Source organism: Streptococcus pseudoporcinus LQ 940-04 (genome assembly GCF_000188035.1).
In the GTDB taxonomy this organism is placed as follows: domain Bacteria; phylum Bacillota; class Bacilli; order Lactobacillales; family Streptococcaceae; genus Streptococcus; species Streptococcus pseudoporcinus.
The window spans coordinates 1,406,761-1,424,686 of sequence record NZ_AEUY02000005.1 but is presented as its reverse complement, the minus strand read 5'-3'; the positions used below and the strand labels follow the sequence as shown (position 1 = coordinate 1,424,686).

Sequence of the window (17,926 nt, the reverse complement as noted above, 5' to 3'; positions counted from 1 at the left end):
TCCCCTATCATTTAATTTTTAGACTAGACTTACTTTTTAAGATGTTCACAACTCCATATTTTTGTTAGATAAAATATAAATATCATTTTTATATCTAAAAGAAGTGATGTAAATTTTAGAATTCTTACTCAAGAAATCAGGAATTTCTGAAAAATTTTCTAAATAAAAGTTCTTCTTTTCTGTATCTAAGACGCCAATAAAATTTAAAGATATCAAGGAAATATTAGCAAGATCCTGCTTTAATTTAGAGCGCCATTCTGATATTTTGGGATAATATTCATTAAAAATAAATCCTGGTCTATAATACATGACACTATCATCAGCAAGGCTTAAAAATTCTATATTTCTTTTTTATAGTTCATTAAAATGATCACCTTCTTTGTAAATCAGGTATCTTGAGCTATGACAATCTCCTATCGAATGTTGAAGATTTAAGTTTTTTATCTCTCTATTATTAAAAATAGTAGAGAGAATTAAGGTACTATTTCCAGATTCTTTACTAAGCTTTTGTAAAACTAAGTATGATATATACAAAATACTGTAAGTATTCGAATAATCCGGAGCAGGTATTATAGATAAGGAACAATTACTATTTGGGAGGAGGGCTTTACTCTTCTTAATTTTTTTTGCTTCTTTTAAGAGTAAGTGATGATATGGATTATTTTCTAAAGAAAGCCTGTTATTAACTTCTTTTATTTTCTTACAATAATAACGGTAATTTTCTCCGTTATCGATTTTGCCGTCCTGGCTATTAATAAAATGTCCAATTTGTTTTTTTATCACATTAATGCTTGCCAAATCTGATATGGAGTGATCCATTTGAATAATAACCTTTCCATACCCCCCTTGCGAAATAATGATTGGCATCGCTAATTGCCCACCCTCATTTCGGGATTTAGGAATAAGCCTTTCTCCAACCTCCGCTAATAGTTTTTCTAAATACATTAATTCAGATGAATTCGAAACTTTTAAAATTGGAATTGAAAGGTTCGGCTTAATAATCTCAAAATTCAATATTTCTTCTTTGAAAGCCAGTCTAGAATGTAATAAATCATTCGAACAAATTAGCTGCTGTACAACCTGCTTAATTTTTTCCACAGAACAATTTTTATATTCAAAGGTTGATGTCACTATGCTCTTAAAGCCATCATAATAGTAAATCCTCTGAGAGTGAATTGTCTCAAAATTTGAAAGTACCTCGTTATCAACCATTAAGTAATCTGTGTATAAAATGTCTAAGTCTTTCTGTAAACCATTAGAAACACTTTTACTCTCCTCAACACAATTAATTCTTTTGATTCCTTGTACTTGCTTTTTTCTTACCTTTTCCAGTTCCTGTATTAAAGAATAAATACTTTTACCATAAACATCATCTATTGATAGTGAAACACCATAACTATCTTCAAACTCTATAATAAAGGTAAATAAGGTAAGTGAATCTCCACCATTTTCAAAAAAATCTTGTGAAAGGTCGATAGCTTTTATACTAAGTTTCAATTTATCTGCAATCAGATTTAAAATACGTTTACCATCAGTTCCTAACTGATTATAGTCTCTTATACCTACTGTATTATGTTTTTTCTTCTTGTTAAAGAGTTCTATTAAATCAGTCTTGCTTATTTTTCGACTACTAGTCAAAGGAAATTCCTCTACTTTAATAAATAAATTCGGTATCATATATGTCGGCATATTTTCTAGACAGTACGTTTTTAGACTATTAGATTGTATAGCACCTTTATAAAATGCAACAATTTGCTTTTCTATCTGTAATACTGTGACTTTAGAAAGGTTACTATTCTGCTCAATACTTCTTTCTATTTCCTCTAACTCTATCCGAATTCCATTTTTTTGAATTTGGTTATCTTTCCTTCCCACATAGTAAAACCGTCCCCTCTTACGAAACACAATATCACCAGTTGCATAGTACCGTTTACCATTAATTGTAGTGAAGGCCTCTTTCGTAAGTTCTGGTAGCGTATAACCTTTTGCTACTCCTTCTCCCCCAATATAAAGTTCTCCATAATTTTTCTTTTGATCATCTTTAATGATACAATCTGCCCCATCTAAAGGAACTCCAATGGAGATATCCTCATCTTCATTGCCAGAAAGTTCATATGCTGTAGCATATACTGTCGCTTCTGTCGGGCCATATGCATTAATTAAATTAAAATTTAACCCATTATTTTTCCAAATATGATAAATCAAGGGATTAAATTTTTCTCCAGCAATAACAACGTAATCAAGGGCTGCGTTTAACTTTTCTAAGTCAATGGCATTCAGTTTCTCTATAAAGACTAGGAATGCTGCCGGTGAAAAGGCCATATGACTTATGCCGTTTTGAATAATAATATCACTTAGCCTTTTATAGTTAGATCGAACTTTTAAATCTAGACAGTATACACTACCGCCACCAATAACCCAACCTAACATTTCTGTCATAGAAACATCAAAGGTATATGGAGTTGAAAATAAAAAACTAGAATTTTCTGTAACGGGGGTAAGTCTTCCTATATTCTTGAGGATATAATCTAAATTTGCGATTGAAACGACGACACCTTTTGGGGCTCCAGTAGTTCCTGAAGTATGCAAAATATAAGCATCTCGCGATTTCAAATAGATAAACGGATTAGATTCTATTTCTTTATCTAACTGTTTTAGCGAGAACTCTGTGATATCTAAATAGTCAATACCAGATAAACATGGAATTTCTCTATCTGACACATATACCACTGCTTTAGTAGATGAAAAAATTTGCTTTAGTTTATCTTCCTTAGTTTCGTAATCAATAGGTACGTAACAATTATTTGATTTAATAATCGCAATCAATATCAAAATTTGATTAATATCATGAGGTAATGCAACTACTACACGCTGGTTCTCTCCAACCTTTTCTACTAATTTATGAGCAATGGTATTAGTTAATTTTTCAACGTCATAGTAAGTAAGCACTCTATCTTGATCTTTTATCGCAATTTTATTAGGGCTTGTTTTACTTATTTTTTCTAATGTCTTCATGAATAGTTTTAGCATCAACATATTCCTTTCAAACTAATTATCTCCAAGATAATATTTTTATATATGCTTATTACCTTAAACAACTTGATAGTTATTCTTTACTAATATCAAGTTGAATAAGGTCATATTTTCTTCTATTCCTCAACAGAAATAGCACTTCCTAATTACTAATGTCTCCAATGATAACAGTCCATTAGTAATTGTTAAAATACTATAATCACATCTAATGTGAGTTATAAAGATCAAAGCATTTTTCTTTATTGCAATAGCATTTTTTTATATTTTGCGTCATCTCATTTAAGTCAGAAGACGCACTCCTAAAGTTATTAAATTTCAGATAATTATAGACCCTCAATAAATAGTAAGGTAATAAGTTTTTTGTAAGCTCTTTACTACTAAACTTAGGTAATTTTTTTAGTGACTCGGCTAATTTATTATGCCACACAGTAGCTTCAATCCCTTGAGGATACTTATCCTCTACTACATCTAGTAAGTGTAAAGCTCTGATTTTTAACTTTTCTATTTCGTCAATGGAAGGCTTATCATTCGAAGCGACAAACCTCTTAGTGTGACTTTCAAATACTAATTGATACTTGTCTCTGTTAATATAGGAAAAATTATCTGTCAGAGTTTCAAAAAAACTTTGTGAAACCTCTAAAAATATTTTTTCTATTTTTTCAAAACTTCTCTTATGGATTTTAGCTTCTAAATCAATTTCCTTGGTTTTGTAAGATTTCAGCAGTGCAGTTAATGTTAAAAAAATATCAATGCCATAGCCTTTGGAATACCTATGCCAGTTACAATTATGAATTAATTCTTGAACCAATTTTTTCGAAAACCCAAGATCACCAGAAATACACTGATAAGGTACGTCTTTTTCAAACAATTTTACCAATATAGGGTAAATAAAATGATTTGTCGCATTTCCTTCAAAAAATTTTCTAGCATAATTAGGAACTATCAGATCATTACCCTCTCTAATGGATAGATACATCTTTTGTAACCAGGTTTTATCTAAGGAAATGACATCACCATCTATTAAAACTACCCCTTCAAAATGTGAAAAATGATCTAAGCAATAGTCAAAAATATTCCTCACATTATAACCTTTTCCCCGATGAACTGAAGTAAGAGAAATTTTTGAATGGAATGTCTGGGTATTTAAAAAGATTTTTGACGTCTGATCATCACTGTTACTGTCAGAATTAATAATAACAATATTCTGACCTAGTTCCACTGAATATTTATCAATCTTTTCCACTAATTTACCTATATTATCAGCCTCATTTAAAGTTGGAATACCTACAATAATCATATTGAAATAGTTCCTTTCCATATCCACTCAATTACACTTATTATTAATTCATATCTTCCAAAATCTCTTCCACTATTTTTTCAGATGTGTTAGCAACAATTTTATATATATTGTATGTGTTCAAAATTGTTTTTACTATTTTTTCACGAACTAAGTTATTTTTCTTATAGTGAATTAAAGGCATTGCAGAAAAATACTCTCCCTCATCAGATTGAAAACAAGAAACTTGACCCGAGACATGCCTTCCTAATAGTTCGTTTAGGATAAGACTTGCTAAATTATCCTTCCATATTTGTTGAAATCTACCTGCTTGTTTGTGATCCGTTTTTATGTAATAAATTTTAGAAACTTTAACAGGAAAGTGATATTCTAGCACTCCTAGGCTTTTGGCAGACATCGACATTTTATCATCCCAACTCGCCTTATCTGATGGTGGAAAAACACTGAAATAGCCTCCAAATAATTGATATAGTAAGGCATCTGATAAAATAGCTGTTCTTCTAATGTTAACCTTAGTAGTTCCTGCATAGGTAATTAGGCCTCTATTAGATAAACCAAATATGATTTGATCATTGCCGATAAGACGGTAACCATGTTCAATGCAAAGTCTTAAGGCAACCGTTGTTTTCCCAGCTCCTTTTTCGCCAAATAATATAATTGACCTTTTTGTATCGGGATGATATAAGGCAGCAGCATGAACTAACAAAGAATGATTGGCTTCAATTAGAAGACATTCTGCTAAATATTCACCTATATAATAGAGGGAAATCCCTTTTTGAAAGTTCTTTATTTGTCCAAAAACAAAGATATTCCCCTTGCCATCATATTTCACAGATTGATGCTTGCTCTCTATTAATGTCAACTTGCCATGGACTTTTATCTCTATACCTTGAGCTTTAATACAATTATCCTGTTCTTTAATATTTTCAAAGATACTATCTGGCACTTCAAATGTCATTTCAACTAAGCCAAAGTACAAAATTGTCTTATTCTTCATATACAGTTGTCCTAGGTAAAAAGTGTTGGGTTTTTAAAATTATTTTTGTATTTTCTGCTCCTACAGATAAGTATTTGTTAGTAATTTCTAATACTTTATCATAGTCAACTTCATTTTGTGTTTGAATAAATAAGTGAGTTGGATTATACAAATTTGAACCAGTATTGGCTTGCATAATAACTTGACAGGGTGTTTTGAATGTTTCATAAATTTCTTTAGCAATTGTATCAGCTAGGTATCCCCACACCTTACCTACAAAATAAGTACAATTTTTACCTGCAGGGGCTTCCATAGTATTCGGCCTGAAACTTGATATAATGCCATGAGTTTTATTACCTCGACCAACTGCCCCTTCTTCACCAAAATCAATACAAGATCCTGAACTAGTCATATAATAATGATATGATAGGGTATAGAAAATATTTTTATACTTAGCTTCAATATATTTTTTTATATTTTTGACATGCTCTTTAGCATATGTTTGACATTCGACATCATCCATGAAATATTTACTGATTAATGGTAAGTTAATCTTAATAGAATATTTTGTAGCTTTCCTCACCACCATTACCTTAATATCTCCTCCCATCTGAGGAAATCTTGGCTTAGGTAATTGTTGAGGATTTAGTTTATAAAAATAACCTTCAATCATCAATGCTAATTCTTCAGAAATAGTTAAAGGCCAATAACTAATCATGGTAGCTGTATCGTTCGCTTTAGGTTCATCACTATACTCTGGTAAGTCTGACATAGAAGCTGGAGAGAACCAATTACGTTTTGTAGTGAAATTTGAGGTCAAAGACTCAAATTCTACATAGTTGTCGACATCTAAGTTTGGCAAAATTCTATTTAAATAGTTTGTTGCAGCGCGTTTTTGAATTTTAAATAGAGGAATAGGACTTCCAAAGCATTCTTTACTTGCTCTACCTAGAAAAATCACTTTAATGGGTTCAATAAAGTCACTTCCACCTAGAGCTTGAATAGAGTGTCCCCCTCGAATAATAATCTTGTCAAAATTATGATGTGGAATAACACCGAACTTATCTAAACAATAAAGAGAGTAATCAATTTCAATTTGTTCAGCTATTCCATCTGCTAAGGTATCAGGGTGACCTAATCCTTTACGCTCAACCACTTCGTATGATAAATGACTTGGGTCATGAAAGCCGTTTGTAATTTTTAAATCCATAGTTACACCTCATAAATAAATTTTGTTACATTCTGAATATAATGCCATTAATAATTTTGTCATCTCAATTGCATTATTGATATAGCAACCTTCAGGAATAGAATTTCCTTCTAACAAACTTATATACGTGTCCATCATATCATCGTGAATTTGAAAAGTATTTGTTCCAGTCACTAACTCACTCTTGTATCTTTCGAGTTGAGGATGTGGGTCAAATATTATTGTTTTGTCATCAATTGTAACTCTTCTTACTGTTCTTGCATCACCCCTTTCAATCTTTCCATCTCTTACTGCGAAACTTCCCAAATTACTGATAACTCCAATCACTGATTGATTAACAGATGATAAAATCTCTATGGAATAATCGTGTCTGTCTGGATCTTTTATATAAAGATTATTCACAAAAATACCTTTTTTGAACTTCTCTAATGAAATCCCCAAATAAGAAATTACAGCAATAATATGAGGAATTTCTATCCCATAGCCCAATAGCCCATTATCTAAAAATCTCCCATTCTCATTATCTTTAAGTCTATCTTTAGAAAAATTGATTGTTATTTTTCTGGCTTGATCGAAAGAGAAAGACTCCAGCTGTAACAATTTTTTTAAAATTTTGGAATAGAAATATTGTTCACTGACAAAAATGTTTTTGCATAAATGTGGTTGTTTTTTTAGTAATGCAACGATTTCTTCTAAATCTTCTAATCTATTACAAAGTGGCTTCTCAATGCTAATATAAGAATAGAGATACTTTTTTATTACAGTTTTTAATGCCCTAAGATGATTGTTTGTCGGAGTACAGATTTCAATCGTAAAATAATGTCGTGATAAGTCATCTAATACATCACTGTTGTTATTAAGAAGTTTCATGTTGGAAAATTTCAAATCTTTGACGTAAACATTGTATCCACGTGATAGCCACTTATTGGCCTTAATTTTCCCAATTTTACCAAATCCAATGATTAAAATATTTTTACAGTTATGATTACTAGCCATTTAATGCTTCCTTAATACTAGTGTTTTCAGACCATTCATAATCTAAGCCCCTGATAATAACCGCAGGGATGCCAGTACCTCTTTGCCCCATCAATAAACCAGCACTACTTGCTAGCATGTCACATAAAGTCTCTTCTTGAAGCTTACATTTCCCTGTAGCTATGTCTATCACTTTTGTTTTTCTTAACGGTTCAATCCCAAAAATTCCAATAGCTATCTGATTTGCACCTCTTTTATCTTCTCTGCCATCACTATCAGAAATGATAACTGCTACTTGCTTCTTAAATTTTAAGCTGAGATATTCCGAAATTTTTTTTGCTGATTTATCTGAATCTTTAGGTAGCATTACCACCTCATTATCTGATACTTTGTCTATTCCACCACTTGTCAGTTTTAAGCCATTTGCCAATCTACAGCCTATATAGTTATCTCTTATATCTAGTAAGGAGGGATCTCTGTTTGCCAATTCCAAAATTAATTCAATAACCCTAGGATCTTTTCGAGGAATTCTTTTGTTAATCTGTTTTGCTAAATGACTAGGTGTCACTTGATCAAGAGATAAGACACTATTTTCCGCAATTGACACTATTTTAGAAGCAATACAAATAATATCTCTATCTTCTATAGAAAGGTTTGCAGAAATTAGACTTTCCGCAATAACCTCTGCCACTCTATCCCCTACTTTAATTTCTGGGATATTTGCTATTTCAATTAAACTTAAAGTCATTTTTTATCTCCATTGATATATTTAGTTAAAGTCAAAAAAGAATTTTTTACAGAATCCTTTTTTTTAGAGGGTTCCCTTTCGTGGGTTTCAAGGCTAAAAATTAAATGTGTAAAGTTTTGACCAATCTTTTTAATAACTTTTTTAAAGTTAATAATGCCTTTTCCTAACTCTACATATCTTACCTTCTTATCATCAGGAAGGTAATTCTTACAATGAATATAGTAAATATATTCCTTAAATTGACAAAGGGCTTCTTCAACATTTTGATCAAGTCTATAATAATTAGCTATGTCAAACCAAATTTTGAGGTTCTTAACTGACTTGTCATCTATAAAACTTGCTATTTTTTGTAAATCCTCAGCCCTACTAACTGATGTTCCCAACTCGTTTTCAATTAAAAAAATGAGTGTTTCTTCTTTTAATAGATTTAAAAAAAGTTCATTTTTTAAAAACTCTTCTGTTGAACAACCTATCCCTCCAAAAATTCTGACATATTTAATCTCAAACAATTGCGCTATAAAAACTATTTTTCTAAGGTATAGCCATTGTTGGTCTATTGTGATAGTGGAAGATACACCATACAAATCTATGATATCTTCAGTATTATGAGTGCCTATCTGCCATTTAAATAGGGGACTTGCAATAGAAATTGGAGTAATATTATATCTCCTTAATGTCTCTTTTAAATGAATAAGCTCATCATCATTAAGTTGTATAAGATTCTTACCATTGATTACTCTTAGCTCACAACTGGTCACTGATAAGTCATTTAAAAATGTTAACGAATCTTCAAGATTATCCGAAATTTCATCCAGATTTATTGTAATTTTAAAAGTCATCTAGTCTTTAGTTTCCCTCCAATATACCTATGTAATCTCACTAACTCGTCTTTACTTAAGTTGTGCTCTTCATTCCTCTTATTAGTCCAAAGGGAATATGCAGCAATGCCTTGAAAGATCATAACCCATAGACCATCAATTGTTTTAGCACCTTTATGCTTAAAATACCTATACAATTTAGTATGTAATGGGTTAAAGACGACATCTAGAAAAGATTTATCACGAAAATTTATAGAATCTAACATTTCTAAACCAATTGGCAGTTGATCATCATTAGTGATCATTCCAACAGGCGTCGTATTTATGATTAAATCTATTTCAGTAAGTTGACTAGGCATCTCTTGATATGACACATAATGTAAATAGGGATAATCTTCCATTAAACATAGTGTATTTTCACTGAGTGGCTCTCTGTACACTATTACTGGCAAAACATTTAGTTGTTGTAGGGCGAAAATAGCAGCTCTACAAGTACCACCTGTCCCTAAAATGCAACATTTTTCCAATTTATTAATACCAAAGAAAACTAGGGTCTCATAGATTCCCTTCCAATCAGTATTTGTCCCCGTGGCACAACTTCCCCTTTTATAAATATTATTAACAGAGCCAATAACTTTGATTGATTTATCTAAATGGTTTACGTACTGCAGTACCTCTCTCTTATAGGGTAAGGTAATATTGACTCCGATACACTGGGGATCTTTTATCAGACTATTCATTTTATCTGCTAACGATGCTGACTCAACTAGAATTTTTTGATGTTTATAATCTTTCAAGCCTCCTATATTAGCATTAAGATATTCAAATAAATAGTCTGATATAGAGTGCTCAACGGGATTTCCAATTAAGGCAGAATATGTCATCCTGTCTTCCTCCTTTTTGAATTTTTAATAATATTAAATAACTCTCATAATGTACAAGCTACTATTATTTTTGACACGTCTTTCACTACCTTAAAAATTTGCTGAAGGTCTAAAGTTTTCAACCTCCAGCAATAATTATAATGTCTACGATCACTAGTAGAATTGGGGCGGATTTTAATACTTCTTTCATCTCACTTCTCCTTTTATGTTTTTTTAGTTGTGTATTTATTGTATACTAAATAAAAAGTATCAAAAATTTCGTTGGGAAAGTGGGAAAAATTATGTTATCTAAACTTGGTAAAACACTTAGAAAAGTCCGTAAAGGCAAACAAGTAAGTTTATCTTCTGTAGCAGATGAACATCTCTCTAAATCACAAATTTCGCGATTCGAACGAGGGGAGTCAGAAATATCTTGTATCCGACTTATCAATATTTTAGATAAATTGCATATTTCTTTAGATGAGTTTCTTATTCTTCGCGATAATGATTACCCTAAAACAGCCTCTTTGCTAACTTAGTGCAATATATTCGTAAGCAATATTCATCTCAAAATAAAGATAAGATTACAGCCTTACTTTCCAATACTTCACCTTATGAATTGAATCCGCTTGAAAGAACAATGATAAAATCAATTCTACATACATTGGATAACCGTGTTATGCCATCAGACGAAGAAATGCTTCAGTTAACGGATTACCTTTTTAAAATTGAAAAATGGGGTTATTACGAAATTATTCTATTAGCTAACTGTGTCAGAACGATTCATTATAATACTTGTTTTTTACTTACTAAAGAAATGTTGAAAAATTATATCTACTCCTCAATGAATAAAACAAACAAGAGACTCGTTACACAATTAGCAATAAATTGCTTAATCGTTAGTGTTGATAAAAGTGAATTTGATAATTGTACCTTTCTCATTAATGAAATAGAGAAACTGTTAGATAAAGAATTAAATTACTACGAACAAACCGTTTTTGTTTATGCCAGGGGATATTGGGAATTTAAGAATAATCATTTATCCAAAGGGATAGAAAAAATGGAAAAAGCCATGCAAATCTTTGAAATTCTCGGAGAATCCCAAATGAAATCACAGTATCTCGAACACTACAAAAAACATGTTAAGGCAAAGTAGATCTTCTCCTAACACCGTCTATAAGTCTATACATTTTTAGAATAGCTTCATCCATTACGGAAGCTATCTCTATCTCATTTAACTGACTTTTTCACAATGGCATATTCCGCTTTGGCAAATAGCATCTTTCCTCTTATAACCACCTAATACTTAATTGAGGTAATGATCAAATTTCTGCTAAATATTAAAGACCTTTCAGAAATTGCCTCAAGAAAAACTTAACTCTATCGGATGCCGTTTTAAAAAATCTATTCTTCTCTTGTAAAAACAGGGCAACCATTGATGTAACTTCAACGGTTGCCCTAATAGCATTATCTCTTCCATGGTCGCAACAACTTCTTTAATGCTACTTTTGGACGACACCATAAACAGCCTGCTCAAAGCAGACTATAACCTTCAAATCGCAACAGAGAACATTATTATAAAGTCTTCATCCTCCCCAATCCCCCGATACCACGACACTCTTTCCATTTCTTGCCACCTATCCTAAGGATAGGAAATATTGTTTTCATTATACTAACTATCGGAAAACCTAGACAGGATTTGAGGAGATTAACATCAGACCAAGATTACTATGGAGTTAATAATGATGCTCAGTAATTATTAATGGAACAGAAAAATCAATCAAAACAAAAAAAGCATAGAGTTATCATACGATGACTCTATGCTTTTTATAATCTAAAAAACTTTTATCCCAGCTTTATTTGTGGGAAAATCCAATTGAATTCTCCCTTTTTTAATCGCTTTAACATAATCGTAAAGACTTTAAAACTAGGCTTTCGCAATCAAATTGCGTCACTCTATTATTTAAGAGTAACAATTGCACAACCTGTTAAATGTGCAATATCAAGGGGTTTGAGTTCTTAATTTGAAGTTTGGCAGGAATTTTGGCATAAAATTGAATCCAATCCTGCACTTTTGATATTTTGTGTGATTTCTTCAGAAACTGTTTTATCTAAAGCATTAAACCAGTGACTGTAAGTATTCAAAGTTGTTGATTTATCGGCATGTCCCATACGTCTGGCTACATATAAAATATCTTTTTTCAAGACATTGATTAGATAGGATGCATGGCTATGTCTGAGACCTTTTCCTGTAATTACTGGAACTCCTACCTGTTGAGCTTTCCGTTTGATGATGCGACAAATGGTTGATTTGCAAAAAGGATCTCCAAATCTTGAAATGATAAAATCTGTATCTTGATTTGCAAACTGATTTTTTCGCCAAACTTGAAGTACTTCAATAGTAATATCATCCAATTCAATAAGTCGTTCACCTGCTGGAGTCTTTGTTTGGTCTTTACGATACCAATTACCATTTTCATCTTTCTCTAAGGTTGTATGTACCTTTAGAAATTTTTTATCAAAATCAATATCCTCCCAACATAAAGATAAACCTTCGCTCACTCGTACACCTGTCATATAATATAACCAGATGGCAGTAAATCGTTGCAATTCTTCATAATCATGTAAGTCAAATGATTTGATAAATGTCTGAAACTCCGCATAGGTCCAAAATGGAGTTTCTGGATGTTTACCTCTAGGATTATCTAATGCTTTACAAGGCATATTTGAAATATAGCCAAGTCTTTCTGCATAACCCATACAAGCTTTAAACCTTGACCATAAATTTTTCGCATAGTTTTCAGAATAATTCTCTATGATATGCAATCTAAAAGCTTCGCAATCTCTAGGAGTTATTGCTTTTAATGGCTTTAAACCAAAATATTGAATAAAAAGTTTATGATGAGGAAGAGCCGTCTTATATGTCACAGACTGAACCTTTTGCTTATATGCTCTTAAATAAATTTTGTTCATATAGTTTTCAAAAGTCATATTGTAATTTTCTAAACTGACTTTGTTGGCAAATTCATATTTTATACGAACTAATTCGTCATATGCTTCTTTCATTGTTTCAAAGGTTTTACCATATTGATTTTTTCTAGCTTTCTTTTGTACCCTTTTGCCAGTTACTGGGTCGATTCCAAGATCAATCTGATAAAATATCTTTCCCTTATTATCACAATAAACACCTTTGTATTTTTTACTACTTTTTGTTGCCATTTGGATTCTCACTTTCTAAATGTTATTTAGATAGTGGAATCCCTATTAATTGTTCCACAATTTCTGCTGGTGCGATACCTAGTCTTCGATTGTCAAAGGGCGATTTACTTAATTGTACCGCATTATGGTCAACTTTGCGAGCTTCTTCAAACTTTTTTACAGCAATTTTTTTAGCTTCACGAATAATGTCTCTAGAGGTATGTTCAGGAAATCCTAAGTTCATTAAATCTTTATATGTAGCAGTTCTCATACACTTTCCTCCTTCAAATCACTAAGTTATTTTACACGCTAGATGGGATTTGAATGGTTAGTTCAATCATGGGAATTTCACCCGCTGTCCTTTTTCGATGGCAGCCTGAACGGTCAGAAGTATCATTATCATTATTTGTGTTATGGCAGATAGGTCACCATCCTATTTTTGAATAAATGATTTTCGCTCATTTCCTGGCGCATTACATTCTATTGCTCAACAAATAAATAAAGTCCCACCTAGAATTATTCAATTGTCAATGAACAAATCAGGAGGGACTATTTTAAATTATTCTTTATTCGGTGGGGAAAGTCAGTTTGCCCCAACAAATAATCTGTACTAACGTTATATAGATTTGAAAGTTTTATTATTACATCTGCCGATAAAATACGTTCTCCTCTCTCAATTTTTGAATAAGCAGAGTGGGTAAACGAAAGCTTTTCGGCAACGTATTTTTGAGTGAAATCATTGTCTTCTCTCAAATCCCTTAAACGTCGGTACATCAATCTTTCTCCTAAGGAAAAGTATAGAGGATAACTAGGAGAAATTTGATATATTGTCCTAATTGGACAATAGAAATAAAACTCCCAAACCGTTTATTTCTTTACAAATTAGACGGTTTGAGAGTAGCTTTATTATACATTATACAAAAATAAACAAGAATATGTTGGAAATTTGAACATTTATTCAATATGAATGGAAAAATCGTCTGTCTTGTATTTATCCATATTTAAAACTCTTACATATTCATCCAACTTTCTAACCGCATTTTCGTATTCTTCGATTTTATTGTCTAGCTGATTCTGTATCATTTCAATCTCAGATTCAATCTGTCCAATTGTTACATTCTGCGATAAATTCATCTTGGAACATTCATACTTAGCTAATTGCTTGGTATCTTGATTATCACTTTGTAGGTTAACAACTACTTCTGCCATCTTGTTTAAGGTGGTGTTTTTGTCTTGAAGATTTGTCAATTCAATATCTAGCTGTGCGATGTCTCCAACCAATTCATCTTTTAATTCTAGAAAGGATTTATTTTGAATGTTTAATGTCATCAATAAATTGATTTCTTCAATTTTTTGTTGAAGACTGACCAGACTTATTCGTCTCTTATAAGGTAAAGACTTATTGTCAAACGTTAGTTGGCGAATCAAGTCCCTTCCTTTCATAAATCGATTCATTTCTGAGTCCTCTTTATGATAAATGAAATAAGAAGATGTTTCTCGAATAAACACCTGATACTGCTTCTTATTTTCTTGTTCTAAGATATTAAGTTGATGATTTGGAATGAAGATTAGTCCTTCTTGTCCAATACCCATCCAAACTTTAACAAATAGACCATCTAGCACAATTTTTTCAATTTGCTCCTCCGTGATCTCAACTTCAAACTCATGTACAGCATCTCTCTTAGTTTTATACGTTTCATAAGCTTCGGTTATTTCTTCTACAGTCAATATTTCTGAAAGCTGTTGTGTCTCAAACTTTTCAAATTCTATTTTTACTTCATTATTATGAAGCACTTCAAACACATCATGTTCCTTGAAATAACTATCAAAATACGTAGTATCATAAAGATTTTTCTTTCTTAATGACTTATTTGGTATGGAAATGCAGCTTTTTCCATCAGAAAGAACAAAATCTATCGTTTTTTTCTTGCTCTTCAATTCTAATCCCAGTAACCGAGCTTTCTCAACTAAATCATCAAATGAGTTGGATCTTAGCAATAAAAATTCTAAAATCAGTTCAATATTTTTCTTGGCAAAGTAACGTTGAAAATATTCTTTTGAATAGGGTTCTCTCTTATTCAGCTTATCTCCTTGGATGACTTGCTTCATATTTCTATCTGTCATAAAAAATCGGCTATGTTTCCTTGAGAAATCTATTTTGACATTTAGTTGCTCAGCTTTTTGCATAAAATCATTGAAATCAATTGAATGTTCCATGAGAAAAAATAACCGCTGCTTCAATTCGTATTTGTGATTAGAACGTCGATAGACCTCATAATCTCTATGAGAATAACGTTTAGGTGGAATGATTTTAGCACCCGCTACTTTAGAAATTCTATCCGAAATCATTTGTAAATTTCTTTCAAGAGCGTAGTCCCACTTCAACTTTTTTTGAGATTGGCTATTGATTGAGTTGATAATAATGTGATTATGACAATGGTCCTGATCAACATGAGTGGCAACAATGAATTTATATTGACCACCTATCAACTCTTTTATCGTTTCATAGCCAATACGATTGATTTCCTCTGGGCTTAATTTATCTTCAGGTGAGAAAGACTGAATAATATGATGAGCATGTATTTTCTGTTGCTTTTTCTCTTGTCTATCAAACCGTGAGTCGTAGAGTTGGTCATTTGAAAGAAAATTATTTTGATACATCTTCACCAGTTCCACATAGTCAGGAAAATCAAGATAATTACTCATCCCAAAATCTGAAATCAATGATAAATTCCTGGTTTTCTTAGGATCAAGAATATACTTAATCAATTGACGGCGGTATTTTTTCCCATGAACAGCATAATGCTTAGTGATGACCATAAAATTCTCTCAATCGCTGACACTTTATGTCAAAATCTTGTTGTAACTGTGTTTCTAACTCTGCTATACCGAGCTGCAATTCTTTGACTTGTTGAAGACTAAGTAGGTGGCTTTGATTTACCGAACGTGCAATCTGGTTTATATTATTTCCAATCCTACGAATTTCAAAAATCAGGTCTTGAAAACCTCTTGTATCGATTGTGATAAAATTCATACGAGGATTGAGTAAGGTTTTTCTGGCATAATGCGAAAAGTTTGGACACTGACTCTGAGCAAGATTTTTATTGAGGATAATTAATTCTTGATCACTCAAATACACCTTTTTCACATTGGTTCGATAACGATTTTCCATAATAACTTACCCCATGTACTTGTCTTTGAATGAATAGCTTAATGGAATAGTTACCTCAATTTCCTTCATCAAGTCTTTGATACAAGTCAGGATGATTTCAAGATGTTCCATAGTAACTGATTGAGACAACTTTGCCAGAACAAGTATTTCATGTACATCCCGGTAAATCTGTTCTACTTTTTGGTGCTGTAAATATTTTATCCATTCTTCAAGCTGCTGAGATGGTTGGTGGTCTATTTTCAATAATTTACCTCTAGCAAAAGGGGAAAATTGTTCATATCCCTCCTGTTCCATAAAATTTTGTATCTGTTGATACTCTTCTATTGAGAAATTGACTTCCTTACGTATCTCTCTAACTAGATTTCCCATCCTGTATCCTCCTCATTCTTTAATATCGGTATATCCCCGCCCTCGTATTAGACACGGCACTGCATAATATCTTCCTTTCAGGTCTTTGCGAGCTCAGATATTGTGTCCACAATATCCCAAAAATCATATCGCCAGCTGACCAAAACCTTCCAGTTTTGACAGCCAACGATAAGATAACTTGGTGGCTCCGCCCCCAAACCCCCAGTGAAAAATCAAGGATTGATTTTCTTAGGAATGGTATTAGGATAACAGGGATGATTTGGAAAAGGTATCACAAAATTGATATAATACTTTTATAGGAATATTTTCAAAGAGGTGCATTATGTCCAAATCATCTAAACAAATTGAAGAAGATGCTGTCGATTATTTAAAAATGGCGTTAAAAAAATCAAAACATATTAACAGAGAAATTTCTGAGGGAGATAAATAACCAATCTGGGATGGTCACATATACTTTTACAAAAATATAGAAAGACGAAATATTGATTTTTTGGAGCGAATTCCTGTTCAGTTTAAAGGTTGTGATGATTATTATAACGAAAATGTTGGATACCCTCTAAGCAGGATTAATTTGGAGCATTATCTAACTGAAGGTGGTGTGCTCTACTTTGTAGTGTACTCGAAAGACGTTAGTCCTACTGTCACTTATGCTTCACTAACACCAAAAGTCATTAAGAACGTATTGCCAGCTAGTGACAAGAAAAAAAGAATTAAGAAAAAAGAAGATATCTTTCTCCTGTTCTGGATGGCTATAATAGCGAAATTATTGATTTTACCTTATCCCGCTCTCCAAACCTCATACAAGTCAAGACCATGCTTGAGAAGGTCTTCCCTGAGGAAACTTACCCAAATACCATTCTCCATAGTGACCAAGGTTGGCAATACCAACATGAAGTCTATCACCGCTTTCTTGCAAGTAAAGGCATACATCCTTCCATGTCTCGCAAAGGGACCAGCACGGATAATGGTATGATGGAATCCTTCTTTGGTGTCTTGAAGAAAGAGATGTTTTATGGCTTTGAGAAGACTTTCAAGTCTCTGGATCAACTGGAGCAAGCTATCACCGAGTATATTTTTTACTACAACAATAAATGCATTAAAGAAAAACTAAAAGGACTTAGTCCTGTTCAGTATAGAATTAAATCCTTTCAATAATATTTTTTGTCTAACTTTTTGGGGTCAGTACAATGACTCATAAATATTTTTTTGCAAGTTCAAATACTCCATGAGATTAATAACTTTATTATTTTAGCCAACTTTACTAATC

General features: G+C 32.1%; 15 protein-coding genes and 2 pseudogenes. 2 read left to right on the top strand and 15 right to left on the bottom strand.

Going from position 1 to position 17,926, the window contains the following annotated elements; genetic code table 11:
* Positions 1–45 precede the first annotated feature (45 nt).
* The 9 genes from STRPS_RS10815 to STRPS_RS08335 form a co-directional block, all read right to left on the bottom strand.
* On the bottom strand, positions 46–309 hold the full coding sequence (locus STRPS_RS10815; protein WP_007896462.1) for a hypothetical protein: 264 nt from the start codon (positions 307–309) through the stop codon (positions 46–48).
* A 42-nt stretch (positions 310–351) separates the two neighbouring features.
* Positions 352–3,030 (bottom strand): non-ribosomal peptide synthetase, encoded by a 2,679-nt coding sequence (locus STRPS_RS08370; protein ID WP_007896181.1) that lies wholly within the window; start codon positions 3,028–3,030, stop codon positions 352–354.
* A 208-nt stretch (positions 3,031–3,238) separates the two neighbouring features.
* Entirely contained in the window at positions 3,239–4,330 is a 1,092-nt protein-coding gene (locus STRPS_RS08365) for a glycosyltransferase family 2 protein (protein WP_007891168.1), read from the bottom strand.
* A gap of 43 nt (positions 4,331–4,373) precedes the next feature.
* Positions 4,374–5,327: an ATP-binding protein gene (locus STRPS_RS08360; RefSeq protein WP_007891324.1), complete on the bottom strand. Its 954-nt coding sequence runs from the start codon at positions 5,325–5,327 to the stop codon at positions 4,374–4,376.
* Positions 5,317–6,516, bottom strand: coding sequence for a methionine adenosyltransferase (locus STRPS_RS08355; RefSeq protein WP_007891484.1), 1,200 nt, complete (start codon positions 6,514–6,516; stop codon positions 5,317–5,319). Before STRPS_RS08355 ends, STRPS_RS08360 begins: the two co-directional genes overlap by 11 nt.
* 9 nt (positions 6,517–6,525) lie before the next feature.
* Positions 6,526–7,512 (bottom strand): Gfo/Idh/MocA family oxidoreductase, encoded by a 987-nt coding sequence (locus tag STRPS_RS08350; protein WP_007891354.1) that lies wholly within the window; start codon positions 7,510–7,512, stop codon positions 6,526–6,528.
* Entirely contained in the window at positions 7,505–8,239 is a 735-nt protein-coding gene (locus tag STRPS_RS08345) for a coenzyme F420-0:L-glutamate ligase (protein WP_007891452.1), read from the bottom strand. The genes STRPS_RS08350 and STRPS_RS08345 overlap by 8 nt, the downstream gene beginning before the upstream one ends.
* The gene (locus STRPS_RS08340; RefSeq protein WP_007891468.1) at positions 8,236–9,078 is read right to left on the bottom strand and encodes a sugar phosphate isomerase/epimerase family protein; all 843 of its coding nucleotides are present in this window, start codon (positions 9,076–9,078) and stop codon (positions 8,236–8,238) included. Before STRPS_RS08340 ends, STRPS_RS08345 begins: the two co-directional genes overlap by 4 nt.
* A complete protein-coding gene (locus tag STRPS_RS08335) occupies positions 9,075–9,941 on the bottom strand; it encodes a shikimate dehydrogenase (protein WP_007891228.1) in 867 nt (288 codons plus the stop codon). Before STRPS_RS08335 ends, STRPS_RS08340 begins: the two co-directional genes overlap by 4 nt.
* Positions 9,942–10,222: 281 nt before the next feature.
* Here STRPS_RS08335 and STRPS_RS08330 point away from each other — a divergent pair.
* Positions 10,223–11,076: pseudogene (locus STRPS_RS08330) on the top strand (helix-turn-helix domain-containing protein).
* Between the two features lie 863 nt (positions 11,077–11,939).
* Here the strand turns inward: STRPS_RS08330 and STRPS_RS08325 are convergent.
* From STRPS_RS08325 to STRPS_RS08300, 6 genes are all read right to left on the bottom strand, one after another.
* A complete protein-coding gene (locus STRPS_RS08325; RefSeq protein WP_000201988.1) occupies positions 11,940–13,139 on the bottom strand; it encodes a tyrosine-type recombinase/integrase in 1,200 nt (399 codons plus the stop codon).
* A gap of 22 nt (positions 13,140–13,161) precedes the next feature.
* Positions 13,162–13,389, bottom strand: a complete 228-nt coding sequence (locus tag STRPS_RS08320) for a DUF3173 domain-containing protein (RefSeq protein WP_001258319.1) — start codon at positions 13,387–13,389, stop codon at positions 13,162–13,164.
* 278 nt (positions 13,390–13,667) lie between these two features.
* Entirely contained in the window at positions 13,668–13,892 is a 225-nt protein-coding gene (locus tag STRPS_RS08315; protein WP_000286254.1) for a helix-turn-helix domain-containing protein, read from the bottom strand.
* Positions 13,893–14,072: 180 nt separating this feature from the next.
* Positions 14,073–15,938: an SAG1250 family conjugative relaxase gene (locus STRPS_RS08310; RefSeq protein WP_007896224.1), complete on the bottom strand. Its 1,866-nt coding sequence runs from the start codon at positions 15,936–15,938 to the stop codon at positions 14,073–14,075.
* A complete protein-coding gene (locus tag STRPS_RS08305) occupies positions 15,925–16,290 on the bottom strand; it encodes a MobC family plasmid mobilization relaxosome protein (RefSeq protein ID WP_007891272.1) in 366 nt (121 codons plus the stop codon). Before STRPS_RS08305 ends, STRPS_RS08310 begins: the two co-directional genes overlap by 14 nt.
* Positions 16,291–16,296: 6 nt before the next feature.
* Entirely contained in the window at positions 16,297–16,659 is a 363-nt protein-coding gene (locus STRPS_RS08300) for an SAG1252 family conjugative relaxosome accessory protein (protein WP_000527641.1), read from the bottom strand.
* Between the two features lie 717 nt (positions 16,660–17,376).
* Here STRPS_RS08300 and STRPS_RS08295 point away from each other — a divergent pair.
* Positions 17,377–17,814: pseudogene (locus tag STRPS_RS08295) on the top strand (IS3 family transposase); the annotation flags it as partial.
* Positions 17,815–17,926: the final 112 nt, after the last annotated feature.